Annotated in this window: 23 protein-coding genes; 18 read left to right on the top strand and 5 right to left on the bottom strand. The window is 60.7% G+C overall.

Going from position 1 to position 24,900, the window contains the following annotated elements:
- The first annotated feature begins 48 nt into the window (after positions 1 to 48).
- From GO014_RS03860 to GO014_RS03810, 11 genes are all read left to right on the top strand, one after another.
- Positions 49 to 1,020 (top strand): ribose-phosphate diphosphokinase, encoded by a 972-nt coding sequence (locus tag GO014_RS03860; RefSeq protein ID WP_157289173.1) that lies wholly within the window; start codon positions 49 to 51, stop codon positions 1,018 to 1,020.
- Positions 1,021 to 1,077: 57 nt separating this feature from the next.
- Entirely contained in the window at positions 1,078 to 1,476 is a 399-nt protein-coding gene (locus tag GO014_RS03855; protein ID WP_157289172.1) for an FtsB family cell division protein, read from the top strand.
- A gap of 115 nt (positions 1,477 to 1,591) precedes the next feature.
- Positions 1,592 to 2,611: a pyruvate dehydrogenase (acetyl-transferring) E1 component subunit alpha gene (gene pdhA, locus GO014_RS03850; protein ID WP_104894342.1), complete on the top strand. Its 1,020-nt coding sequence runs from the start codon at positions 1,592 to 1,594 to the stop codon at positions 2,609 to 2,611.
- 6 nt (positions 2,612 to 2,617) lie between these two features.
- Positions 2,618 to 3,010: a hypothetical protein gene (locus tag GO014_RS03845; RefSeq protein WP_116590820.1), complete on the top strand. Its 393-nt coding sequence runs from the start codon at positions 2,618 to 2,620 to the stop codon at positions 3,008 to 3,010.
- A 1-nt stretch (position 3,011) separates the two neighbouring features.
- Positions 3,012 to 4,403: a pyruvate dehydrogenase complex E1 component subunit beta gene (locus GO014_RS03840; protein ID WP_116590821.1), complete on the top strand. Its 1,392-nt coding sequence runs from the start codon at positions 3,012 to 3,014 to the stop codon at positions 4,401 to 4,403.
- Between the two features lie 11 nt (positions 4,404 to 4,414).
- A complete protein-coding gene (locus GO014_RS03835) occupies positions 4,415 to 5,773 on the top strand; it encodes a pyruvate dehydrogenase complex dihydrolipoamide acetyltransferase (protein ID WP_157289171.1) in 1,359 nt (452 codons plus the stop codon).
- A 12-nt stretch (positions 5,774 to 5,785) separates the two neighbouring features.
- Positions 5,786 to 6,433: an SGNH/GDSL hydrolase family protein gene (locus GO014_RS03830; protein WP_157289170.1), complete on the top strand. Its 648-nt coding sequence runs from the start codon at positions 5,786 to 5,788 to the stop codon at positions 6,431 to 6,433.
- A 22-nt stretch (positions 6,434 to 6,455) separates the two neighbouring features.
- Positions 6,456 to 7,895, top strand: a complete 1,440-nt coding sequence (lpdA, locus tag GO014_RS03825) for a dihydrolipoyl dehydrogenase (RefSeq protein ID WP_157289169.1) — start codon at positions 6,456 to 6,458, stop codon at positions 7,893 to 7,895.
- Between the two features lie 56 nt (positions 7,896 to 7,951).
- Positions 7,952 to 8,992 carry a Gfo/Idh/MocA family protein gene (locus GO014_RS03820; RefSeq protein ID WP_157289168.1) on the top strand — a complete coding sequence of 347 codons (1,041 nt, stop codon included), beginning with the start codon at positions 7,952 to 7,954 and terminating at the stop codon, positions 8,990 to 8,992.
- Positions 8,993 to 9,143: 151 nt separating this feature from the next.
- The gene (gene lipA, locus GO014_RS03815) at positions 9,144 to 10,097 is read left to right on the top strand and encodes a lipoyl synthase (protein WP_157289167.1); all 954 of its coding nucleotides are present in this window, start codon (positions 9,144 to 9,146) and stop codon (positions 10,095 to 10,097) included.
- A gap of 1 nt (position 10,098) precedes the next feature.
- The gene (locus GO014_RS03810) at positions 10,099 to 10,542 is read left to right on the top strand and encodes a type II toxin-antitoxin system RatA family toxin (protein WP_157289166.1); all 444 of its coding nucleotides are present in this window, start codon (positions 10,099 to 10,101) and stop codon (positions 10,540 to 10,542) included.
- A gap of 80 nt (positions 10,543 to 10,622) precedes the next feature.
- Here the strand turns inward: GO014_RS03810 and GO014_RS03805 are convergent, their stop codons facing one another.
- The 4 genes from GO014_RS03805 to GO014_RS03790 form a co-directional block, all read right to left on the bottom strand.
- Positions 10,623 to 11,831, bottom strand: coding sequence for a PAS domain-containing sensor histidine kinase (locus tag GO014_RS03805; RefSeq protein ID WP_343030754.1), 1,209 nt, complete (start codon positions 11,829 to 11,831; stop codon positions 10,623 to 10,625).
- Complete coding sequence (locus GO014_RS03800) at positions 11,788 to 12,576, bottom strand: alpha/beta fold hydrolase (RefSeq protein ID WP_157289165.1); 789 nt, start codon at positions 12,574 to 12,576, stop codon at positions 11,788 to 11,790. Before GO014_RS03800 ends, GO014_RS03805 begins: the two co-directional genes overlap by 44 nt.
- Positions 12,577 to 12,731: 155 nt before the next feature.
- A complete protein-coding gene (locus GO014_RS03795; RefSeq protein WP_157289164.1) occupies positions 12,732 to 13,238 on the bottom strand; it encodes a CinA family protein in 507 nt (168 codons plus the stop codon).
- Entirely contained in the window at positions 13,239 to 14,468 is a 1,230-nt protein-coding gene (locus GO014_RS03790; protein ID WP_343030753.1) for a bifunctional 2-C-methyl-D-erythritol 4-phosphate cytidylyltransferase/2-C-methyl-D-erythritol 2,4-cyclodiphosphate synthase, read from the bottom strand.
- A 140-nt stretch (positions 14,469 to 14,608) separates the two neighbouring features.
- Here GO014_RS03790 and dusB point away from each other — a divergent pair, with 140 nt between their 5' ends.
- The 7 genes from dusB to hflX all read left to right on the top strand — a co-directional run bounded on the left by dusB (position 14,609) and on the right by hflX (position 24,023).
- Positions 14,609 to 15,610, top strand: coding sequence for a tRNA dihydrouridine synthase DusB (gene dusB / locus GO014_RS03785; RefSeq protein ID WP_281351132.1), 1,002 nt, complete (start codon positions 14,609 to 14,611; stop codon positions 15,608 to 15,610).
- Positions 15,607 to 16,746 carry a two-component system sensor histidine kinase NtrB gene (locus GO014_RS03780; protein ID WP_116590544.1) on the top strand — a complete coding sequence of 380 codons (1,140 nt, stop codon included), beginning with the start codon at positions 15,607 to 15,609 and terminating at the stop codon, positions 16,744 to 16,746. The genes dusB and GO014_RS03780 overlap by 4 nt, the downstream gene beginning before the upstream one ends.
- Entirely contained in the window at positions 16,743 to 18,191 is a 1,449-nt protein-coding gene (ntrC, locus tag GO014_RS03775; RefSeq protein WP_157289163.1) for a nitrogen regulation protein NR(I), read from the top strand. Before GO014_RS03780 ends, ntrC begins: the two co-directional genes overlap by 4 nt.
- Positions 18,192 to 18,569: 378 nt before the next feature.
- Complete coding sequence (locus GO014_RS03770) at positions 18,570 to 20,828, top strand: sensor histidine kinase (protein ID WP_179952913.1); 2,259 nt, start codon at positions 18,570 to 18,572, stop codon at positions 20,826 to 20,828.
- The gene (gene ntrX / locus GO014_RS03765; RefSeq protein ID WP_116590385.1) at positions 20,829 to 22,211 is read left to right on the top strand and encodes a nitrogen assimilation response regulator NtrX; all 1,383 of its coding nucleotides are present in this window, start codon (positions 20,829 to 20,831) and stop codon (positions 22,209 to 22,211) included.
- A 184-nt stretch (positions 22,212 to 22,395) separates the two neighbouring features.
- Positions 22,396 to 22,647, top strand: coding sequence for an RNA chaperone Hfq (hfq, locus tag GO014_RS03760; RefSeq protein ID WP_104894367.1), 252 nt, complete (start codon positions 22,396 to 22,398; stop codon positions 22,645 to 22,647).
- A gap of 8 nt (positions 22,648 to 22,655) precedes the next feature.
- Complete coding sequence (gene hflX, locus GO014_RS03755; RefSeq protein WP_157289161.1) at positions 22,656 to 24,023, top strand: GTPase HflX; 1,368 nt, start codon at positions 22,656 to 22,658, stop codon at positions 24,021 to 24,023.
- Here the strand turns inward: hflX and mazG are convergent.
- Positions 24,020 to 24,829 (bottom strand): nucleoside triphosphate pyrophosphohydrolase, encoded by an 810-nt coding sequence (mazG, locus tag GO014_RS03750; RefSeq protein WP_157289160.1) that lies wholly within the window; start codon positions 24,827 to 24,829, stop codon positions 24,020 to 24,022. The two genes, hflX and mazG, sit on opposite strands and share 4 nt — an antisense overlap.
- Positions 24,830 to 24,900 lie beyond the last annotated feature (71 nt).

Here is a 24,900-nt window from a genome sequence, read left to right as displayed (position 1 = left end):
GGACAATGTTAAGTGCGGCCATCCGCAGTCGGCAGCCGAGGACAATCCATGAACCAGATAGCTGTGTTCAGCGGCAGTTCCCACCCCGAACTGGCGAATGAGATTTGCGCCGAACTTGGCGTGCCGCTCAATCCCACACAGATCAAGCGCTTCTCCAATGATTGCCTGGAAGTGCAATTGCAGGCCAATTGCCGCGAGCAGGATGTGTTTCTGGTCCAGACGCTGAGCGCGCCGGTCCAGGACCATTTGACCGAGCTTTTGCTGATGCTGGACGCCGCGCGCGGCGCATCGGCGGCCCGAATTACAGCCGTTATTCCGCATTATGCCTATGCCCGCTCAGACAAGAAGGATGCCCCGCGCATCTCGATTGGCGGCCGGCTGGTTGCCGATCTGCTCAAGACCGCCGGCGCTGACCGTGTCCTGACGATGACGCTGCATTCACCGCAGGTGCATGGTTTCTTCAGCGTACCGGTTGATCATTTGCATGCGCTGCACGAGATGGCGCGCCACTTCCGGCGATATGATCTGTCGAACACCGTGGTCGTGTCGCCCGATCTGGGCAATGCCAAGACCGCTGCGGCCTTTGCCCGGTCGCTGGGGCGGCCGGTTGCCGCCGGGGCGAAGGAACGCATTTCGGACACGCAAGTGCGGATTTCAGCGATAATCGGGGATGTGCAGGGCCGCGACGTCATTGTTCTCGACGATGAGGTGGCCAGCGGCGGCTCCATTCTGGAACTGCTCAAGCATTTGCGCGGCGGCGGTGCACGAACTGTCCGGATTGCCTGCACGCATGGCATCTTTGCCGATGGCGCGGTGGCGCGGCTCGCCGCCGAAGGGGATGTTGCGGAAATCGTATGCACCAACACGCTGCCCAATGCGCTGCTGCAGCCACACCAAAAACTGACGGTGTTGTCGGTTGCGCCGGCCCTGGCCGAAGCGATGCGCCGGATCAACAATGGAGATTCGGTCAGTGCGCTGTTCGGCGAGGGTGGGCACGCTCAGCGCGTCGCGGCCGAATAGGAAACCGGGCATTAATCCCTTGTCAGGCAAGGTTGGCCAGCTTCAACTGGTCCATTCATGCCCACCCGTCTCAAACGTCCCGCATTCTGGCGCCCACTGGCTCTGACCGTGACCCTGCTGGGGTTTCAGGGCTATCTGGGCTATTCTGCGATCTCGGGTCAGTTCGGCATCGAGAATCGGGCAGATATTCTGGCCGATATTGAAATCCTGCAGGATCGGAGCGCCGCTTTGCAGGTGGAAATTGATGCCTATCGGCACAGGGTTTCCCTGATGAACCCGCGTCATCTGGATCCTGACATCATAACCGAAAGAGCCCGGGCCCTGCTGAACATGGCCCATGCCGATGACATTCTGGTGATGGTCAACCCGGAGACAGGTCAACCAATTTCCGGTAAATTTGTAGAATTAATCGATGATGAGTTAATCTCGATTATTCAAGAAGATTCAACGCTTTGAGCCGAGTTTCGTGTTGCTTGGCGGACAATGTTATTGCTTGCGCGCTTGCGGTATGATGCGCGAAGTGGCCTGATTGGCCAAAGCGGCAAATTCCCCGACCCAAGCGGAGTGTAGAATGGCGCGCAAGGCGACGGCCACCAAGGCCAAGACGCAGCCCAATGTCCCCCAGTTCACCCAGGAACAGGAGCTCGAAGCGTTTCGTGAAATGCTGCTGATCCGGCGGTTCGAGGAAAAGGCCGGCCAGATGTATGGCATGGGCCTGATCGGCGGCTTCTGCCACCTCTATATCGGCCAGGAAGCAGTGGTGACTGGCATCACCATGGCCTCGGAAAAGGGCAAGGACGCCCAGATCACCGGTTATCGCGACCACGGCCACATGCTGGTCATGGGGCTGGACCCCAAGGGCGTGATGGCCGAATTGACCGGGCGTCAGGGTGGCCTGTCGAAAGGCAAGGGCGGCTCGATGCACATGTTCTCCAACGAGCACCGCTTTTATGGCGGCAATGGCATCGTTGGCGCGCAGGCCTCGCTGGGCACAGGCCTGGCCTTTGCCAGCAAGTACACGGGCGACGGCTCGGTCTCGATCACCTATTTCGGTGACGGCGCCGCCAACCAGGGCCAGGTCTATGAGAGCTTCAACATGGCCAAGCTCTGGAACCTGCCGGTCGTCTACATCATCGAGAACAACAAGTACGCCATGGGCACCTCGACAGAGCGTTCCTCGGCGACGACAGACTTTTCCATGCGTGGCGCCTCGTTCAACATTCCGGGCGAGCAGGTCGACGGCATGGATGTGCGCATGGTCTATGATGCCGCCCAGCGGGCCATCGAACATGCCCGCTCCGGCAAGGGCCCCTATATCCTTGAAATGCTGACCTATCGTTATCGCGGTCACTCCATGTCCGACCCGGCCAAGTACCGGTCCAAGGATGAGGTGACCAAGTACCGTCAGGAGCGCGACCCGATCGAACAGGTGCGGGCGCGTCTGCTCGAAGGCGGCTCGATCACCGAGGAAGAACTCAAGAAGATCGAAACTGACATTCGCGCCGTTGTCACCGAAGCAGCGGATTTTGCGACCAACGATCCGGAGCCGGATGCGTCCGAGCTGTGGACCGACATCACCATCAAGGCCTAAGGCACGATGACCATCCTGCTTGGCGTCATTCTGCTGTTTGCGGTGCTGTCGGCGGTCATGGCCGCTGTACAGGCATTGGCGATCAGCAAGCTGGCGCCTGCCGATGCGTGGCGTGGCTGGCTGTTTGGCTGGTGGCGCTTTGCCGAGGTCGAGCGGCGTGCGGGCCTGGCCGGCGAGGCGCAGGCTGGCATCTATAAGCGCGCCGTGATCGCGACGATTGCCTTTGTGCTACTCGGCTTGGTCCTGAGCGGCTGGATGGTCAATCAGCGCCCCGGTGGTGCTGCCGACATCGCAGTTAAGAAATTGAACGGTTGGCGGATCGATGCCGCAACCGCAAAACCCCATTCCTCTATCCGCCCGTTGGCCTCCATGCCCGGCGCGATCCTTGTGGAGAGCTGATATGCCCCAAATCCTCATGCCCGCTTTGTCGCCGACCATGGAAGAAGGCAAGCTTGCCAAATGGGTCGTCAAGGTTGGCGATCAGGTCAAATCCGGCGATGTGCTGGCCGAAATCGAGACTGACAAGGCGACCATGGAAGTCGAGTCGGTCGATGAAGGTACGGTAAGCGAGATTCTCGTTGAAGAAGGCACCGAGGGCGTGAAGGTCAACACGCCGATTGCTGTGGTGCTGGCCGAGGGTGAAAGCGCCAGCGAAGCGGCGGCACCCGTTGCTGAGACGGCGCCTGAGCCGGCAGAAGCGCCTGTTGCCGCCGCCGAGAAGGCAGCCGAAACAGCCCCTGCCGCTGCCGTGCCGGCTGCTCCCAAGTTCGAGCCACAGGCCGATCCCGACCTGCCAGAAGGCGTGGAAATGGTCGAAATGACCGTCCGTCAGGCCCTCAACGAGGCCATGGCCGAGGAACTGCGCCGCGACAAGGATGTCTTTATCATGGGTGAGGAGGTCGCTGAATATCAGGGCGCCTACAAGATCACCCAGGGCCTGTTGCAGGAATTCGGCAAGGAACGCGTGATCGACACGCCGATTACTGAGCATGGTTTTGCCGGTCTGGCAGTCGGGGCCGCCTTCGCTGGCTTGAAACCTGTCGTGGAATTCATGACCTGGAACTTTGCCATGCAGGCGATCGACCAGATCATCAATTCGGCCGCCAAGCAGCTCTACATGTCCGGCGGGCAGGTGAAGGCTCCAATGGTGTTTCGCGGTCCGAACGGTGCCGCTGCCCGCGTGGGCGCGCAGCACAGCCAGGATTATTCGGCATGGTACAGCCATGTTCCGGGTCTCACCGTCATCGCGCCCTATAGCGCGGCCGATGCAAAGGGCCTGCTCAAGGCGGCGATCCGTTCGCCCAATCCGGTGGTGTTCCTTGAGAACGAAGTTCTCTACGGTTCGACCGGTCTTGTGCCGCAGGTCGACGATTTCGTGCTGCCGATCGGCAAGGCGCGGATAGCCCGCAAGGGCGCCGATGTCACAGTGGTCTCGTTCTCGATGGGGATGCGCTATGCAACCCAGGCGACAGAGAAGCTGGTGGCGGCCGGCGTCGATGTCGAACTGATCGACCTGCGCACCTTGCGTCCGCTGGACAGCGATACCGTTATCGAGTCGGTCAAGAAGACCGGGCGTCTGGTGACTGTGGAAGAAGGCTGGCCGCAGGGCGGTATTGGCGCGGAGCTGGCTGCGCGCGTGATGGAAGAGGCGTTCGATTATCTCGATGCGCCGGTGACCCGTGTCACTGGCAAGGACGTGCCGATGCCCTATGCCGCAAACCTCGAAAAGCTGGCGCTGCCCAACGTTGATGAAGTGATCGCGGCGGTGAATGCCGTGACCTATCGTTCGTAAGGAGAACCGGGATGCCAATAGATATCACCATGCCGGCGCTCTCTCCGACGATGGAAGAGGGCAAGCTTGCCAAGTGGCACGTCAAGGAAGGCGACAGCGTTTCATCCGGCGATGTCATTGCCGAGATCGAAACCGACAAAGCCACGATGGAAGTCGAGGCCGTTGACGAGGGCAAGATCGGCAAGATTCTTGTCGATGAAGGCACGGACAATGTGAAGGTCAATGCCGTCATCGCCGTGCTGCTGCAGGAAGGCGAGGACGCAAGCGCCATTGATTTTGCTGCCCCCGCGCCCAAGTCGGAAGCGCCGAAGGCTGAGGCGCCAAAGGCAGAAGAAACCAAGGCTGAAGAACCCAAGACTGAGGCTGCGCCAGCACCGGCTGCAAAAGCAGAAACGCCCAAGCCTGCGCCAGCACCTGCCAAATCCGCCGGCGACCGCGTGTTCGCCTCTCCATTGGCTAAGCGGCTCGCCAAGGAAGCGGGCATCGATATTGCCGCCATTTCCGGCACCGGCCCCAAGGGTCGCGTAATCAAGGTCGACGTTGAAGCGGCCAAGTCTGGCAAGACGCCGCTCAAGGCCACTGCTTCTGCACCTTCTGCGGCGCCTGCTGGTGCTGCCATGGCTGGCGGGCTCAGCAAGGCCCAGGTGCTGGCGATGTATGAAGAAGGTACCTACGAGCTGGTGCCAGCCGATGGCATGCGCAAGACCATTGCGGCCCGTCTGACCGAGAGCAAGCAAACGGTACCGCATTTCTACCTGACGGTGGACTGCAAGATCGATGCGCTGCTAGCCGCTCGTGAGCAGATCAACGCTACTGCGCCGAAGAACAAGGATGGCAAGCCTGAATTCAAGCTTTCGGTCAACGACTTCGTGATGAAGGCCTGGGCCGTTGCCCTGCAGCGCGTGCCCACGGCCAATGCCACCTGGGCCGGGGATTCGATCCTCTACCACAAGCGCAGTGACGTCGCGGTGGCGGTGGCCATTCCGGGAGGCCTGTTCACCCCGGTGGTCAAGAGCTGCGACACCAAGACCCTCAGGGAAATCTCCGAGGCGGTAAAGGACCTTGCTACCCGCGCGCGCAACAAGAAGTTGATGCCGCATGAATATCAGGGCGGCGCTTCGGCGGTGTCGAACCTGGGCATGTTCGGCATCAAGGATTTCGCCGCGGTCATCAACCCGCCGCATGGTACGATCCTCGCGGTAGGCGTGGGTGAAGAGCGCGTCTATCCCGACAAGGGAGAGATCAAGATCGGCCAGTTCATGACCTGCACGCTGTCCTGCGACCACCGTTCGGTCGATGGCGCCCTTGGCGCCGAAGTGCTCGGCGTGTTCAAGGGCCTTATCGAAAATCCGGTGATGATGCTGGCTTAAGGAACCAAGGCGATGAAAACCATTCTCGCCTATGGCGACAGCCTGACATATGGCGCTGATCCCGGTGGCGGTCCTCGCCATGCCTATGAAGACCGCTGGCCCACCACGCTCGAACATGGGCTGGGCGGCAAAGCTCGGGTGATAGCCGAGGGTCTTGGCGGGCGTGCCACGGCCTATGACGACTGGACGGCGGCGGCGGACAGGAACGGCGCGCGCATACTGCCGACGCTGCTCGCCAGTCACGCCCCGCTTGATCTGGTCATCATATTTCTTGGTACCAACGACCTGAAGCCGTTCGTTGCGGGCACGGCGGCCTATGCCGCCCGTGGCGCGCGGCGGTTGATCGAGATGACGCGCGGCCACTTCGCCAGTGTTGGCGAGCCGGTGCCGCAGATCATTCTGGTGTCTCCGCCGCAAGTGGTGGAGACCACTAACGAGAACATGCTGAGTAATTTTGGCGGTCTCGACCACCTCCTGCGTGAGTCGCGAGATTTCGAGCGGCACTATCGTCGCCATGCCGAGGAAACCGGCGTGCATTTCTTCGACGCCGCCAGTGTCGCCAAGGCCGACCCGCGTGACGGCGTGCACCTCGATCAGGCAAATACACGTGCTATCGGCGAGGGCCTGGTGCCGCTCGTCAAATCCGTTCTGGGTCTCTGACCCAACTATCCTGGAGGCCCTTATGGCTGACCAATACGATCTTCTCGTCATCGGCGCCGGTCCCGGCGGTTACGTTGCTGCCATTCGCGGCGCGCAACTTGGAATGAAGGTGGCCATTGTCGAGCGTGAGCATATGGCCGGGATTTGCTCCAACTGGGGCTGTATCCCGACCAAGGCGTTGCTGCGTTCAGCCGAAATCTACGGCCATATGGGCCATGCAAAGGATTATGGCCTGACCGCCGAGAAGTTCGGCTTCGATCTTGACGGTATCGTCAAGCGGTCTCGCGCCATTGCGGCGCAGATGAACAATGGCGTGCAGTTCCTGATGAAGAAGCACAAGATCGACATCATCTGGGGCGAAGCAACCATTACCAAGCCAGGTGAAATCAAGGTCGCGGCATCCAAGAAGCCGGTCGTTGAGCCGCAAGGTCCGGTGCCCAAGAATGCCTTGGGCGAGGGGACCTACAAGGCAAAGAACATCATCATCGCCACCGGAGCCCGCCCGCGCGTGCTGCCGGGGATCGAGCCCGACGGTGACAAGATCTGGACCTATTTTGAGGCGCTGAAGCCCGCCGAAATGCCGAAGTCGCTTGTCGTCATGGGCTCGGGCGCCATCGGGATCGAGTTCGCGTCCTTCTATCGCTCGCTGGGCGCCGAGGTGACGGTGATCGAGCTGCTTCCACAAATCCTGCCGGTGGAGGACGCCGAGATTTCTGGTCTGGCCCGCAAGCGGCTGGAAAAGCGCGGCATCAAATTCCTCACTGAAGCCAAGGTTGCCAAGGTCGAAAAGACCAAAAATGGCATTGTTGCTCATGTCGAGACGAAGGACGGCAAGACCCAGCAGGTCACTGGCGACAAACTGATTTCGGCGGTTGGCGTACAGTGCAATATCGAAGGTCTTGGCCTCGATACGGTTGGCGTCAAGACTGATCGCGGCGCCATTGTCATTGATGGCTATGGCAAGACTAATGTGGACGGCATCTGGGCCATCGGCGATGTTGCCGGGCCGCCGATGCTGGCGCACAAGGCCGAGCATGAGGCGGTCATCACCGTTGAAAAGATCGCCGGTATGAAGGTGCATGGTCTGGACAAGACCAAGGTGCCCGGCTGCACCTATTGCGAGCCTCAGGTGGCAAGCGTCGGTCTCACTGAAGCCAAGGCGAAGGAATCCGGGCGCGAGATCAAGGTCGGTCGCTTCCCCTTTGTGGGCAATGGCAAGGCGATTGCGTTGGGGGAACCCGATGGGCTGGTCAAGACCATTTTCGATGCCAAGACCGGGGAACTTCTGGGCGCCCACATGGTTGGGGCCGAGGTCACCGAGTTGATCCAGGGTTTTGTTGTCGCGATGAACCTCGAAACCACTGAGGAAGAGCTAATCCACACCATATTCCCGCATCCGACGCTGAGCGAAACGATGAAGGAAAGCGTGCTCGATGCTTATGATCGCGCGCTGAATATCTGATCGCTGCGCGTGGCCCAGCGGCCGATGCGCATTGGAGAACCAGAGGAGTTATCCACATGGTCAAAGCCATCCAGATCGGGCTGGGACACTGGGGTTTCAGTTGGTCGAAAGACGTTATCCCCAATGTTCCCACTGTTGAGATGGTGGGCTATGTGGATACCAATCCCGAGGCCACTGAGCGAGTCCAGGACGAATTGGGCATCGACGCCAAGCTCTGCTTCCATAGCCTGGAAGATGCCTCGCATCATACCGACGCGACGCTGGCCCTTTGCACGCTGCGGACCGAGGCGCATTACCCTGTCGTCAAGCGCTGCCTGGAGCTGGGCTATAACGTGCTGGTGGAGAAACCTTTCACCACCACGATTGCCCAGGGCAAGGAACTGGTTGCTCTGGCCAAGGCGCAGGGTAGGTGGCTGATGGTGAGCCAGAATTATCGCCACCAGCCAGCTCCGATTGCGGCAGCCGACCTCATCGCGGAGGGCAGGTTCGGTGCGCTCAACATGGTTTCGATCGATTTCCGGCGGCATGGTCCTAGCCAGGGCTATCGCTATTGGGACATGCCTGATCCGCTGCTGGCGGACATGTCGATCCACCATTTTGATCTGATGCGTTTTGTGCTCGGCGATGAACCGGTGCGGCTCTCGTGCCGGACCTGGAACCCGCCGGGCAGTCCATTCCGCTTCGATCCGAGCGGGGTGGCGACCATCGAATTCTCCAAGGGTACGGTCGTGTCCTATCGCGCGAGCTGGATGAATTCGGGTCCGGTGACACCCTGGGCCGGCGAGTGGGTGATGGATGGCGCCGAGGGACAGATTGCTTGGAGCTCGCGCGATCATTTCCGCGACAAGTCTGGCCCGGATGTGCTGACCCTGTTGCCGCTCGATGGCAAGCCGGAGAAGGTCAAGCTCAGCCCGGTGAAGTTTGCCGACCGCATGGGCACGCTCAATGCGATGGCCAATGTGCTCGATACCGGCGAGGTGCCTCGCGGTTTCAGCTCGGGCGCTGACAATTTGGGGTCGCTTGCGCTGGTGCAGGCAACCATCCTCTCGGCCTCGCGTGGAGGGGATTGGGTCGAGATGAAGGAAGTCATGGGGTAGGGCACCACACATGGCTGCCAATCACCCATAAGGCCGGGTTGAACCGGTCCTCCAAGGGAGCGATATAGGGGCAAAACTCTAGTGGTCGTGTTTCCGAACGGCGAACCGGTGCCCACTTCGCCTGGAAACACTCTAGCCAGTCAGGACTGACATGGTCACGCTCATCGATAATTCGGCTGTAAAGCCACGCCACCCGGAAAAGGCCAATCGGCCGGACAGCGTCGTGCTGCGCAAGCCCGACTGGATTCGAGTCAAGGCGCCGGGCTCGCAAGTCTACAAGGAAACCCAGCAGATCGTGCGCGAGAACAATCTCGTCACCGTCTGTGAGGAAGCCGGCTGCCCCAATATCGGGGAATGCTGGAGCAAGAAACACGCGACCATGATGATCATGGGCGAGATCTGCACCCGCGCCTGCGCCTTCTGCAATGTGCGCACGGGATTGCCGACCGCGCTTGATCCGCATGAGCCAGAAAACGTTGCCATTGCTGTTGAGAAACTTGGCCTTGAGCACGTGGTGATCACCTCGGTGGACCGCGATGACCTCGCCGATGGCGGGGCGCAGCATTTCGCCGATGTGATTCTAGCGATCCGTGCCCGCAACCCCAGGACCACGATCGAAATCCTGACGCCGGACTTCCTGCGCAAGGACGGGGCCCTGGAAATCGTCGTGGCGGCCAAGCCGGACGTGTTCAACCATAATCTTGAAACCGTGCCCTCGAAATATCTCAAGGTCCGGCCCGGCGCGCGGTATTTCCACTCGATTCGGCTGCTGCAGCGGGTGAAGGAGCTGGATCCGACCATTTTTACCAAGTCCGGCATCATGGTCGGGTTGGGCGAAGAGCGGAACGAAGTGCTTCAGTTGATGGACGATCTGCGCTCGGCCGACGTCGATTTCTTGACCATCGGGCAATATCTGCAGCCGACCAAGAAGCACTATCCGCTGCAGCGTTTCGTGACGCCGGAAGAGTTCAAATCCTTCGCCACAGTCGCAACCTCCAAAGGTTTCCTGCTGGTCTCGTCGAGCCCGCTGACGCGTTCCTCGCATCATGCCGGAGAAGATTTCGCGCGTTTGAAGGCCAACCGTCTGGCCAAGCTCGGGCACTAGAATGAAGCGGTTCTTCGAGCGGCATGTGCCGCATTTGCCCGAGCGGATGTTTAACATCGTCTCGGATCTTGAGGACTATCCGCGCTTCGTGCCCAATTGCCAGGCGATGCAGGTGCGGCCCGACCCGGCGGCTGGGGAGAAGGATATCCGGCTGGCCCGCATGACCATCTCCTTCGGTCCCATCACTCAGGCCTATACCAGCCGGGTGACCTTGGATGCGGTGGCCCGGACGATCCGCGCCAAGGCCGTGGATGGGCCCTTTGCCTATCTCGACAGCGTCTGGAGCTTCGAGCCTGAAGGGCAGGGGACGCGGGTGCGGTTCGAAATCGACTTCAAGATATCCAACCCGCTGATCGCTGCGGTGGCCGAACCGGCCTTTGCCGCCAAGCAGGAAGAGATCATGCGTGCCTTCTGTGACGAGGCCGACAGGCGGTTTGGCGCCTGAGCGAAATCTGCCTGGTTTATCGGCTCAGTGCTTGCATTGGCCGGGGTACGTTCCGCCCGGGCAATAACTGGATGCTCGATTCACTGAGCCGGTAGATGGAAGATGAAGCGGGTTTCACTTTGTTCGGATTCCACATCGATCCGGCCACCGTGCGCGTGGGCAATTTCTGACGCGATATAGAGACCGAGACCGAGGCCGTAGGCGTTACTGCGTACTTGGCCTCGATGGAAAGGCTGGAACAGCAGCGGGATCATCTCTTGAGGAATCGGATCACCTGCATTGGCGACGCTGAGCGCGAGATTTCCCGCGCTATCGACCGTACACTCAACGCGAATTTCTTTGTCTTGCGCTCCGTGGGTTACGGCATTGCCAAGAAGGTTTGAGAGCAATTGCGCAATGCGGTCGTGATCAAGCCTCACGGGTCTAGCAATTTCGAACCTGGTCGATATCACCCTACTGGGATGGGCAGTCTGTATTTCAGCGATCACCAGTTCCAGCGTCGGTTGCAGCGGGCGGTCGACAAGATTGAGGACTATGCCTCCGCCAAGTCGACTGCGCGCGAGATCCAATACGTTGTCAATCAATGCGCTCATACGGGAGACGCTGTTCTTCATCAGGCGCAAGATGACAGGCGTGCTATCTGTCCAAGCCTGATCTCGAAGCATCTTGCTGGCGCCTGCGTCGATTGCGGCCAATGGGTTGCGCAGGTCGTGTCCAAGCACTGCGACGAACTGTTCCTTCAGTTCGGAATTGCGCTTCTCCTCCATGACAATGGCGACCTGTTCAGCCATTCCGGCCTGAAGGGATGACACAATATCCTCAAGTTGACGGCGGGCCTCGCGCTCAGCTGCCCGCGCTTCCACCAGATCGCGCTCGTACTGGCGACGCTCTGTGGCCTTGAAGACTGTGAGTCTGGTGAAGAGAAGGTCGCCGGAACCGTCTCTTCGTTCCGCGGCATTGGCCAAAACTGGCACCAAGCCGCCATCGGCCCTGACCATGTCCAATGCTACTTCCTGGAAGAAGCCCTGCATGCGCAGCATTGGCGCGAAATGGGTTTCATAAAAAATGCTGCCCGCTACGTTGAGGAGGTCGCGGAGGCGCTTGCCGACGATTGCCTCTGGCGACTTGCCAAGCCAGTCGCAGAGCGTCGTGTTGACCTTGGCAATTCGTCCATCCGGGCGCATGGAGAGATAGCCGCAGGGCGCGTGCTCAAAAAGATCCTCTAAATCCTCGGCATGCTTTCCCTCAGACAAAATCGCGCATCGCCAATATGACTTCTTCAGGCGCACTCAGATTCGGGCAATGGCCACTGGCCTGAAGATGCCTGATCTGACTGCCTGGTATGGCGTTGTGGACGTATTCACCCACGTGCTCGGCAGCAATTATGTCATTGCTGCACTGCAGTATAAGTGTCTGCGCTTCGACTTTGGACAGGTCGGCCCGGTTGTCAGACATGAACGTCACCCGCGCAAACTGTTTGGCAATCTCGGGGTCGGTTCGACAAAAGCTATTGGTAAGCTCCTCGCCAAGCTCAGGCCGATCTGGATTACCCATAATGGCCGGGGCCATGGCTGCGGACCAGCCCATGTGATTGTCATCAAGCGAGGTCAACAGTTCTTCGATTTGTGCGGCGCTGAATCCACCAGAGTATTCGCCATCATCAATGTAGCGCGGCGAGGGACCGATCATCACAAGTTTGTTGAACATGCCGGGCGCTCGAATTGAGGCCAATGCGCCAATCATGGCGCTGACTGAGTGGCCAACAAATACGGCTTTTTCAATTCCGAGTTCTTGGCCGATTTCCACGATGTCGGCGGCGTATCCGTCAAGGCTGGAATATTTCTCCGTATCGTATGCCTTAAGGTCGGACATGCCAGCGCCAACATGATCGAAAAGCACCGTTCGAAAATCATTGCGGAAGTGGGGCTCGATGAATCTCCACATATTGCGATCACAACCGAACCCATGGGCGAACATCATAGCAGTGCCGCCCAAGCCATTCACGGTTACATTATTGCGATGGGTGATCGGCATATTACGTAGGCTACCTAAACAGACCCCAAATGGGTTATACTACTTGCTCCCCGCGCGCTTAGAAACGACACTTAGCACTTCCGGCCGTTGGTATGCCAGCCAGGTCCGTCCTGAGCCTCGCAATGTGAAGCGTACCGGCCGTCGCGGCTACAAGTTTAAGGGCTGGGAGGGTCGCTGGTGAGAACTTGCAGTACAAGCTCCAGCGCCGCATCGACGGTGGCTTTCCTGATGCCGTCGCGGCCCAGATCGCCGAAACGGTGTTCGATGACGACGGTGGCCAGTTCCGAAGAGACAGCGACATAGACCAGGCCGACGGGCTTTTTCTCGGTTCCACCATCGGGACCGGCAATGCCGGTGGCAGCGACGGCAAAATCGACGCGGGCGGTGTTGCGGGCACCATCGGCCATGGCGCGGGCCACCTGGTTGCTGACGGCACCGTAGTCACCGATGAGGCGCGGCTGCACCTGGATCATGCGCGACTTGGCCGAATTGGCGTAGGTGATGTAGCCGCCATAAATGGCCGCGGACGCGCCAGGAACATCGGTAAGGGTCGAGGCGATCATGCCGCCGGTGCAGCTTTCGGCGGTGACCAGAGTCTGGTTGCGTTCGGCGAGGAGATCGATGATCTGCTGGCCCGCAGAAGGTTTAGCCTTGCCTGCCATTCAATCCTCCCTTGGCAATTCTATACTGGCACTGGCCATGGACACGATACCCTCCTCCCGCCCGATAAAGCCGAGCTTTTCGTTTGTCGTCGCCTTGACTGCCACGCGATCCGCAGAGATGCCGAGCGTCTCGGCGATCACGGCGCACATGGCGGGGACGTGAGCGGCAATCCTCGGCGCTTCGGCGACAATTGTCACGTCCAGATTCACGATGCGCCCTTTGCGGCGCGCAACCAGCTCTCCGGCATGGGCGAGGAACAGGGTGGAGGCTGCGCCTTTCCACTGATCGTCGCTGGGCGGGAAATGCGTGCCGATGTCGCCTTCGCCTATGGCGCCGAGAATGGCGTCGGTCAGGGCATGTAGTGCAACATCGGCATCTGAATGGCCCTGGAGCTTTGCCTTGTGGGGGATTTTCACTCCGCACAGCCAGACCGCGTCGCCGGGCGCAAAGGGATGGACATCGTAGCCGGTGCCGATGCGTGTTTCGGTGCCGTGGTCGGGCATGATAATACGCTCCGCGCGCGAGAAATCTTCGGGATGGGTGATCTTGAGATTGTTGCGCTCGCCTTCGACCATGGCCACGCTGAGGCCAGCCCATTCGGCAATTTCCGCATCATCAGTGAACTCGCGACGGACCGTTTCGGCCCGCATATGGGCAGAAAAGATCTGGCCGAAACGAAAGCCCTGAGGGGTCTGAGCGGCAAAGAGCTGGCGGCGATCTTCGGTGGTGGCGACACGAGTGCCGTCGCGTGAGCGCTTGATGGTGTCCGTGACGGGCAGGGTGGGCAGGGCCGCGTCATGCTGGTCCAGGGCCGCAATGACACGCGCAATGAGGGCAGGGGTGGCAAAGGGACGGGCGGCATCCTGGATCAGCACCAGATCGGGGCGCAGCGGCGCCAGGGCCTTCAAACCAGCGAGGACTGAGCCTTGCCGGGTGAGGGCGCCAAGGACTGGCGGCAGCAGGCGGGCGTCATCAAGGACCAATTGACCATATCTTGCCGCGTGGTCCGGGTGAATGACGGCGACGATCTGGGTGACGGCGTCGGTGGCCAAGAAGGCTGTGATGGTGCGGGACAGCACCGGCTTCCCGGCCAGCAGGCGGTATTGCTTGGGGTCTGGATTGCCGTCGGTTCCAGCGCGCTCGCCTTTGCCGGCTGCGACAATGATGACGGCTATGGATTTTGGACGCATGGGGATATAGGCACTGGGCAATGGAACCGTCTGTTCCAAAAGGTCTAGCTGCCGCTCTGCCATGCGGCAAGAGCAGGGCTGGTTTACCCTGCTGCGACAGTGAGAAGCGGTTGCGCGGTGTCCGAAATTGACTATTGTGCGGGCACCATTGCCAAATTGAACAAATCTGGGGCAATTCCTTGACCGACACTGCCTGCGCATTGAGCATTGGTGGGCATGCCATCCGAAATCGCGCTTTTCTGGCGCCGATGGCGGGTATAACCGATCGGCCATTTCGCGAGATCGCTGAGCGCTTTGGCGCCGGGCTTGTGGTCTCCGAAATGGTGGCCAGCGCGGCGCTGAGCACCGGCCATGGCGGCATGGTGCGCAAGCTGACGCGTGCGGGCACGCTGCCGCATGTGGTGCAATTGGCCGGTTGCGAGGCGCAATGGATGGCCGAGGGCGCTCGCATTGCCGAGGGGGCGGGCGCAGATATCATCGACATCAATTTCGGTTGCCCCGCCAAGCGGGTGACCAATGGCTATGCCGGCTCGGCGCTGATGCGGGTGCCCGACCAGGCGCTGGGCATTGTTGAGGCGGTCGCAGGTGCGACGACGCGTCCGGTGACGGTCAAGATGCGGCTGGGCTGGGACGATGAGAGCCTCAACGCTGCGCAGATTGCGCAATTGGCGGTGAGCGCTGGCGCGCAGATGATTACCGTGCATGGCCGGACGCGGCAGCAGTTCTACAAGGGCCAGGCGCGTTGGGCGCTGGTGCGCAGCGTAGTCGAGGCCGTTGATGTGCCGGTGGTGGTCAATGGTGACATTGTGGATATCGCGAGCGCGCGGCAGGCACTGGCCGAATCCGGGGCTGCGGCCGTCATGCTGGGGCGCGGGGCGCAGGGACAACCCTGGCGCGTTGGCCAAATTGGAGCAGCGCTGAGCGGGCTCGAGGCCGAGGCGCCTCCGGAGGGCTCTGAGCTCGTGGCGCTGATCCAGCGGCATTATGAAGACATGCTGGTTGACTACGGCATCGAGGTCGGGTTGCGGGCGGCACGCAAGCATCTGGGCTGGTATGCCGACGCGGCCGGACTGGCGCTGGACAAGCCGACGCGGACGCAATTGCTGGACAATGAGGACACCAAAGCGGTGCTGTCGCTGATTGATACCCTGTTTTCAGGGGAATGGAGGGCGGCCGCATGAGCAGTGCTGTTGTGATGGATCTCGATTCCGTACCGGCGCGCGCCGTGCTGCAGGCGCTGCCGCAGCCCGTAATGGTGCTCGACGAGGCGCGGCGCATCCAGTTCGTCAACTATGCCGCCGAGGCGTTTTTTGGCGCATCGCTGAGCGTGCTGACCCGGCAGAGCCTGGACGATCTGATCGCCTTTGGATCGCCGATCATTTCGCTGGTCGAGACGGTGGTGCAGCGACGTGCGCCGATGACCGAATATCGGGTGCGGGTGGGGTCGTCGCGCTTTGGCGATGAGCGTATTGCCGATGTTTTCGCCAGCCCGATTTCGGACACGGATGGGCGGGTGGCGGTGCTGATCCAGGAACGCACCATGGCCGACAAGATCGACCGGCAGATGGTGTCGCGCGGCGCGGCGCGCTCGGTGACCGGGCTGGCGTCCATGCTGGCCCATGAAATCAAGAACCCGCTTTCGGGCATTCGCGGCGCGGCGCAATTGCTTGAGCAGTCGGTGCCGAGCGACGAGGTGCCTTTGGCACGGCTGATCCGCGAAGAGACCGACCGGATTGTGGGGTTGATCGACCGGGTCGAAGTGTTTGGCGACGAGCGCCCGATGGAACGCGAGCCGATCAATATTCACGTCGTGCTGGACCGGGTGAAGCTGTTGGCACGCAATGGCGTGGCGCGAGGCATCACCTTCTACGAAGAATATGATCCCTCGCTGCCGCCGGTATTCGGAAATCGCGACCAGCTCATCCAGATCTTTCTGAATTTGATCAAGAACGCCTCGGAAGCTCTTGAAAGAACACAGAAACCCGAGATCAAGATTTCGACGGCCTTCCGTCCAGGCATCCGCATCAGCGTGGCCGGCGTGGCCGAGCGCATCTCGCTGCCGCTCGAAATCGTCATCGAAGATAACGGACCGGGTGTGCCGCCCGATATCCTGCCGTTCCTGTTCGATCCGTTCGTGACCACCAAGACCAATGGATCTGGCCTGGGGCTCGCGCTGGTGGCAAAGATCGTGGGGGATCATGGCGGGGTGATCGATTGTGACAGCCGCCCTGGCCGTACCCGTTTCCGCATCCTGCTACCGGTTGCCAGTGGTGCCTTCCAGAATTCCGCCGATGTCGAAGAGGGTTCGCCCGTATGAGCCATGTCGTTCTGCTTGCTGATGACGATGCCGCAATCCGCATGGTACTCAACCAGGCGCTTACCCGCGCTGGCTACGAGGTACGGCCGACAGGCAATATCTCGACCATGTGGAACTGGGTGAGCCGCGGGGAAGGGGATATCCTGATTACCGATGTGGCCATGCCCGATGGCAATGCCTTCGAGGTGATGCCCAAGATCAAGAAGCTCCGGCCGGAGCTGCCGATGATCGTGATGAGCGCGCAGAACACGTTCATGACGGCCATTCGCGCCTCAGAAGTGGGGGCATATGAATACCTGCCCAAGCCCTTCGACATTACCGAAGTGCTCTCGGTGGTGGCGCGGGCCCTGGCCGATGCCAAGAAGCCGACCAATGCCGAACGCAAGGCCGAGGAGCCGGGCGAAAGCATGCCGCTGGTCGGGCGCTCGACGGCGATGCAGGACATCTATCGCGCCCTTGCGCGGCTGATGCAGACCGACCTGACGGTGATGATTACCGGCGAGAGCGGCACCGGCAAGGAATTGGTCGCGCGGGCGTTGCACGATTTCGGCAAGCGGCGGAACGGCCCCTTCGTGGCTATCAACATGGCGGCCATTCCGCGCGATCTGATCGAAGCAGAGCTGTTCGGACACGAAAAGGGGGCCTTTACCGGCGCCAATACCCGTTCCTCGGGCCGGTTCGAGCAAGCCGAGGGTGGCACGCTGTTCCTCGATGAAATCGGCGACATGCCGATGGATGCGCAGACCCGTCTGCTGCGTGTGCTGCAGGAGGGTGAATACACGATGGTGGGTGGCCGAAATGCCATCAAGACCAATGTGCGCATCGTCGCTGCCACGCATCGCGACCTCAGCCAGATGATCCGGCAAGGCTTGTTCCGCGAGGACTTGTATTACCGGCTGAATGTGGTGCCGATACGTTTGCCGCCGCTGCGCGAGCGCATCGACGACATTACAGACCTGGTGCAGCATTTCCTGCGCCTGGCGCAGCGCGAGGGCGAGCCGGCCAAGTCCATTTCGCCCGAAGCTATCCGGCTGATGCAGGATTACAATTGGCCCGGCAATATCCGTGAACTGGAAAACCTGGTCCGGCGTCTTTCTGCGCTCTACGTGGACGAGCAGATTTCGGCCGAAATTGTGCAGAATGAGCTCAATATCGTCGACAGGCCGACAGGAAACGCAACCTCGGGACCGGTGGATGTCTCCATGGCGGTGGAAACCCATGTGGGGCAGCTGCTGCGCGAGCACGAACCGAACCTGCCGCCAGCGGGCATGTATCAGAGGGTGATCGACAAGGTTGAGGCGCCGCTGATTGCCATGGCGCTTAATGCCTGTGGTGGCAACCAGATCAAGGCGGCGGACTTGCTGGGCCTGAACCGAAATACGCTGCGCAAGAAGATCCGGACGCACAGCATCGAGATCGTCAAGCATAGCAGCCGTCGGGGGTAGGGGCCTGCCCTGCGAGCCGCTCCGCCGGGATCGGATTGCCACTTGAGCACAGGTCTCAAGGCACGGGTCCATGGCGTTCGTGCCCTGCGCGCACAGCTCTCCGGGCCTCGTCTGCGGAAAACGCTCCACTGGGGCGTTCTCTCGGCGCAGCTGAGTGTCACATTTTGGCAACAATTGTCTTGAAGGGTCAGGTGAATTGGGTCAGGCTTCGCTTTCCCTCTGGTATTGCACATAGATGGTGGCTCGCGACGGGCCGCCAATGTCACAACCACTGCGGTCGAAGCGGAGCAAACTGGGCAGTCTATGGCCGAACTGGTCTCAGCCAACGCAGAGCAAAATAGCCCGTCTGCCGGCGAATCGCCGGCTGGACAGCGCGGATTGCTGCGCATCCAGCAGAACTACTCGTTGCGCGTGCTCGGCTTCGTGGTCGTCTTTGCCTCGGTGCTGATGTCGTCGGCATCCTTCTTCATCCTCTCCGGCGTCACCAATATCGAACCCTCGCCGACGGTCTGGACTGTCATCTGGGTGGTCACCGGCCTCCTGGTGCTGCTGGTGATTGCCCTGGTGGTGACCGAGGCGGTGTTGCTGTTGCAGGCGCGGTTGCGCGGGGTGCCCGGGGCAGGGTTACAAATACGCATGGTGGCGATGTTCGCTTTTGTGGCGGCGGTGCCTGCGGCCCTTGTGGCCGTGGTGGCGACCATCGCGCTCAACCAGGGGCTGGATCAGTGGTTCTCCGAGCGGACGCGGGCGATGGTAGAAAGCTCGCGGCTGGTGGCCCGTTCCTACATGCTCGAACATGCCCAAGTGCTGCGCGATGACATTATCTGGGTGGCGACCGAGCTTGAGCAGGCGCGCGAAACTTACCTGGAAGAGCCGGTCCGATTTGAACGGATCCTGACAGCCCTGGCGGTGACGCGCTCACTGCCCTTTACAGCGCTGATCGACCGGGACGGCGAGACGCTGATGCGGGCGCAGATCAATGTAGCGGGGGCCTATCCCAAGTTGCCTGCCGGGGTGACCGATGGCGTGGTTGAGGGAATACCGACGCCAATCGCACCGGGGTCGACCCAGTTCGTGGGATCGGTGGTCAAGCTGCGCGGCTATGACGAGACATTTCTGTTCGTGGCACGTCCGGTTGATGCAGAAGTGCTCGAATATATGCGTCTAACCGACGAGAATATAACGGAATATCGAGAGTACGCCTCGAGCCGGCTAGTGTTCCAAATTACCTTCACGATCATGTATGTGGGGCTGGCCGTGGTACTGTTGCTGGCCGCGCTCTGGATCGGCATCGCGCTGGCCAACCGCTTCGTCGACCCGATCCGAAACCTGATGATCGCGTCGCGACGGGTGAGTTCGGGCGATCTCGACGTGCAGGTGCCGGTGCAGGAGGGCAGGGGCGATCTGCGGGATTTGTCCAATGGCTTCAACCGCATGACGCAACAGCTCAAGTCGCAACGGCTGGACCTGCTCAAGGCCAATGAAGTCAATGAGAAGCGTCGCCAGTTTACCGAGGCGGTGGTGGAGGGTGTGTCGGCTGGCATTATCGGGCTAGATCCCTATGGCGCGGTGACGCTGGTCAATGCGCGCGCCTGCGAAATGCTTGGCAGGACAGAAATCGAGCTGATGGGCGAGCCTATGGACAAGATCATGCCGGAGCTCGCAGCAACGCTCGACAAGGCAAAATCCGCCCGCCGCGGTCAGGTACGGGACCAGATCCAGCTTGGCAATGAAACCGACCGGCGCATCTACCAGGTGCAGTTGACGCGCGAAGGCTCGATCACCGAATCCAAGGGCTATGTGCTGACCTTTGATGACATTACCGATCTCGAATCGGCGCAGCGGACCAGTGCCTGGGCCGATGTGGCGCGCCGCATTGCTCACGAGATCAAGAATCCCCTGACCCCGATTCAGCTCTCGGCCGAACGGTTGCGCCGGCGCTATGGCAGCAAGCTCGAAGACGATCGTGATGTGTTCGACAAATGCATCAACACGATCGTGCGCCAGGTGGGGGATATCGGCCGCATGGTCGATGAATTCTCGGCCTTTGCGCGCATGCCAGAATCGGTTCCGGAAACCGCCGATCTGAGCGATGCGATCCGCCAGGCTGTGTTCCTGGAGAGCGTGCGTCTGCCTGAGGTCAACATCAATACGGTGCTGCCCGAGGAGACGATCATGGCGTGGTTCGATACGCGCCTTGTCAGCCAGTCGCTGACCAATCTGATCAAGAACGCCGTCGAAGCTTTCGAGGGCATCCCCCTTTCCGGGGATTGGCAGCCCACCATAACTGTGGAAGCCCATCTGGAGGGCAATCACGCCCGTATTTCGGTGTCCGACAATGGCAAGGGCTGGCCGGCGGAAAATAGACAAAGGCTGCTGGAACCCTATATGACAACGCGGGAGAAAGGCACCGGCCTCGGCCTGGCCATCGTCGCCCGCATCATTGAGCAGCATGGCGGCATCGTCGAGTTGATCGATGCAGAACCCGATCCGCAAGGCAGGGTGGGCGCTTGCGTGACCTTCACGCTGCCGTTGCATTCACCAGCAATGAACACCACAGAGGCAGGAGCCGCGGCGGCGGACGACAATCCTGCCCACAAGGAGGAGCCGCAATTACCCGCGGTTGTTCACAAATAAATGGCTTTGGACATTCTGATCATTGATGACGAGGACGATATCCGTGACCTGATCGCGGGGATCCTCGAGGACGAAGGCTATGAGGCGCGGCAGGCCCATGATGCCGATAGCGGGCTGAACGAAATCGCCCGGCGCCGCCCAAGCCTGGTGTTTCTCGACATCTGGATGCAAGGCTCGCGGCTCGACGGACTGCAATTGCTCGATGTGTTCCAGAGCCAGCACCCCGATATGCCGGTGGTGATGATATCCGGCCACGGCAATGTCGAAACGGCGGTGTCGGCGATCCGTCGGGGTGCTTATGATTATATTGAAAAGCCCTTCAAGATCGACCGGCTCCTCCATGTCACGCAGCGCGCCATGGAAGCGACACGCCTGCGCAGCGAAGTGGCTGAACTGAAGGAGCGTTCGGCGAGCAAGAGCCTGGATATGGTGGGGACTTCGCCGGCGCTGCAGCAGGTGCGCGGGGTGATAGAAAAATCGGCGCCGACCAATTCGCGCATCTTCATTTCCGGGCCCAGCGGGGCAGGCAAGGGCCTTGTGGCGCGCCAGATTCACCAGCGTAGCCCGCGCGCCGACGCGCCGTTTGTCGAGATTAATGCCTCGCTCTATGCCCCCGAGGAAGTGTCGGTGGTCTTGTTTGGCCGCGAGGCGCGCGACAAGACGGGCCTGCTCAAGGTCGAGGTCGGGGCGCTGGAGCGGGCTCATGGGGGGACACTCTATCTCTCTGAAGTAACCACCTTGCCGCAGCCGGTGCAGGCCGCTTTGTTGCGCACGCTTGTGGAAAACCGGTTCCAGCGTGTGGGCGGGAGCCAGGCGGTGCCGATCGACGTGCGTATCATATCGTCGAGTTCGCAGAATGTGGCGGCGCAGGTGGAGGCCGGAGAATTCCGCTCGGACCTGTTCCACCGCCTCTCCATCGTGCCGCTGCCCCTAACGCCGCTCAAGGAGCGCCGCGAGGATGTGCCGCCGTTGGTGTCTGTATTTATCGAGCAGGTCTGCCGCATGCACAACCTGCAGCGGTTGAACGTTGGCGAGGATGCCATGGCCGTGCTGCAGGCGCAGGACTGGCCGGGCAATGCGCGGCAATTGCGCAATTCCATCGAGCGCCTGCTGATCCTGATGAAGGACCAGCAGCCTGAAGGCGGCGTGATAACAGCCGCCATGCTGCCCTCGGACATTGGCGAGGTGTTGCCGACGGTTGGTGACGCGGATGCCTCGGCACATCTGATGAGCCTGCCGCTGCGCGACGCGAGGGAAGTGTTTGAGCGGCAATATCTGCTGGCGCAGATCGAGCGCTTTGGTGGCAATATTTCCAAGACTGCGGAGTTTGTAGGCATGGAGCGCAGTGCCCTGCATCGCAAGATAAAATCGCTGGGTCTCTGAAAACACGATGAAAATAGCTCTCAGCCATGCGCGGTGGGCGGGTAGGCAGTTCTGCGCAACTGTGCCATAGTGACTAAGATATGATAATTCGGATCCCGGGGCTGGGCGGCAGTCTCATCAGGATTCGGACGCAAGCAATTGCGACAAGAACAGCGACAATAAAGCCGCGGTAAAGAGGCCAAACATGGCTAGCGAAAAGCAGCAAAACCTGCAGGATTCCTTTCTCAACCACGTGCGCAAGCAGAAAGTACCCGTCACCATCTTTCTGGTGAACGGAGTCAAGCTGCAGGGCGTGATTACCTGGTTCGACAATTTCTGTCTGCTGCTGCGGCGTGACGCGCAGTCGCAACTGGTTTATAAGCACGCCATCTCAACCATTATGCCCGGCGCGCCGATCCAGTTGTTTGATCCCGAGCAGAGCACAGATCACGACTGACCGCTTATATGCACGAATTTGACGACGAGCGGGACGCCCAGGCTGGTGGCCCGAAGCCCTTTATTGATCGCCAGGCCCAGCCGACGCGAACCGGGCTTGTGTGTCCCGATGTGCGCGGCAAATCCAGCTATCACGACATCGATGCGCGGCAGGCCGAGTTCGAAGGCCTGGCGGGGGCTATAGCGCTCGACATCATCTTCTCCGAAGTCGTGCGGGTGCGTGAAATCCGACCGGCGACCTATATCGGAGCGGGCCATGTAGCCACGCTCGCCGAGAAGGTGAAGGCGGAAGATATCGAGCTTCTGCTGGTCGACTCGGCCTTGACGCCGATCCAGCAGCGCAATCTGGAGCGGGAAACCGGCACCAAGGTGCTCGACCGTACCGCGCTGATCCTGGAAATTTTTGGCGAGCGGGCGGCGACGCGCGAAGGCGTGTTGCAGGTGGAACTGGCCCATCTCAATTACCAGAAGGGGCGCCTGGTGCGCTCCTGGACCCACCTGGAGCGGCAGCGTGGCAGCGGCGGCACCGGCTTCATGGGTGGTCCGGGCGAAACCCAGATCGAAAGCGACCGCCGTCAGATCACCGAGCGGATCGTGCTGCTCGAGGACAGGCTGGAGAAGGTCAAGAAGACGCGCGAGCAGCAGCGCCGGCAGCGCACGAAGGCGCTGATCCCGGTGGTGGCGCTCGTGGGCTATACAAACGCCGGAAAATCCAGCCTGTTCAATGTGTTGACCGGGGCAGGGGTGTTTGCAGAAAACCTGTTGTTTGCCACGTTGGACACCACCGTGCGCAAGATTGCCCTGCCGCATGGGCGCGAGGTGATGTTGAGCGACACGGTGGGTTTCGTCGCTGATTTGCCGCACGATCTGGTGGCGGCCTTCCGGGCAACCCTGGAAGAAGTGGTGGATGCCGACATCATCCTGCATGTGCGCGATATCGCCAATCCCGATCATGCCGCGCAGGCGCAGGATGTTCTGACCGTACTCGAAGAGCTGGGTGTTTCCTCGGAGACAACGCCCATCGTCGAGGTCTGGAACAAGATCGATCTGCTCGATGAGCCGGGGCTTGCCCTGGCGTCAGCGGCGCCTGCCGGCAAGGTAGTGGCGACCTTGCCTGTATCGGCTCACACCGGACGGGGGCTGGATGCGCTGCGGCTCAAAATCGAGCAATTGCTGAGCGAACAGAGCCGGACCTATCACGTGCATGTGCCGCATAGCGCAGGCAGTGATATCGGCTGGCTGCACTCCAATGCCGAGGTGATCTCGCGGGACGAGGCCAATGAGCAGGGCTCGGACTTCGTCGTGCGCGTCGATCCGAGGCATCGTGCGGCGTTTCTCGAGCGGTTCAACGGCCGGATCGCCGTCTCAGATCTCTAGGTCTTGTCTTTGGACCGGATCTCGTTCCAGTAGCCATCCAGGCGATCCAAGCCAGCTACGGCGGGTTCGATCGCGTCTTCGCGGCAGCGGGACTCGACATAGTGGAAGCGCCGCGTGAACTTGGAATTGGCGTCGCGGAGTGCGGCCTCGGGGTCCACGCCGGCCTTGCGCGCCAGATTGGCGACAGCAAAGAGCAGATCGCCGATTTCCTCGCGCAGGGCATTCTCATCGCCCGAGGCTTCGGCCTCGACGACTTCCGCCAGTTCTTCCTCGATCTTGGCGCGGACGGCCGGCAGGTCGGGCCAGTCGAAGCCGACCTTGGCCGCGCGCTTGGTGAGTTTTTCAGCGCGGGCGAGGGCGGGCAGCACTTGCGGTACGTCGTCGAGAATGGAAGGTTCGGCATCGCCTTTGCGTTCGGCCTTGGCAGCCCTCTCGTGCACTTTGATGGCTTCCCAGCGCTCCTGCGCATCCGCGGCGCCATCAGCCACCACATCGCCAAAGACATGGGGATGCCGGCGGATCAGCTTTTCGGTGATGGTTTCGACGACATCGCCAATGTCGAAATGGCCGGCTTCCTTGGCCATCTGTGCATGGTAGATCGGCTGAAGCAGCAAATCGCCCAGTTCCTCGCGCAGATCGCCAAAGTCCTCGCGCTCGATGGCGTCGGCGACCTCATAAGCTTCTTCGATTGTGTAGTGGCGGATGGAGCGGAAATCCTGCACCAGATCCCAGGGGCAACCGCCATCCGGATCGCGCAGCGCGGCCATGATCTCGATGAGGCGGGAAATGTCTCGGGATGGCTGCATCACTGAGTGTCCGGGTGATTGGGATTCGGTGCGTGCACCATAGCAAAGCGTGAGGGACGTGGGACATTGCG

The sequence above is a fragment of the Devosia marina genome, assembly GCF_009758415.1.
In the GTDB taxonomy this organism is placed as follows: Bacteria; Pseudomonadota; Alphaproteobacteria; order Rhizobiales; family Devosiaceae; genus Devosia; species Devosia marina.
Note: the sequence above shows the minus strand (reverse complement) of the source record. Positions and strands in the feature narration are given on the sequence as shown.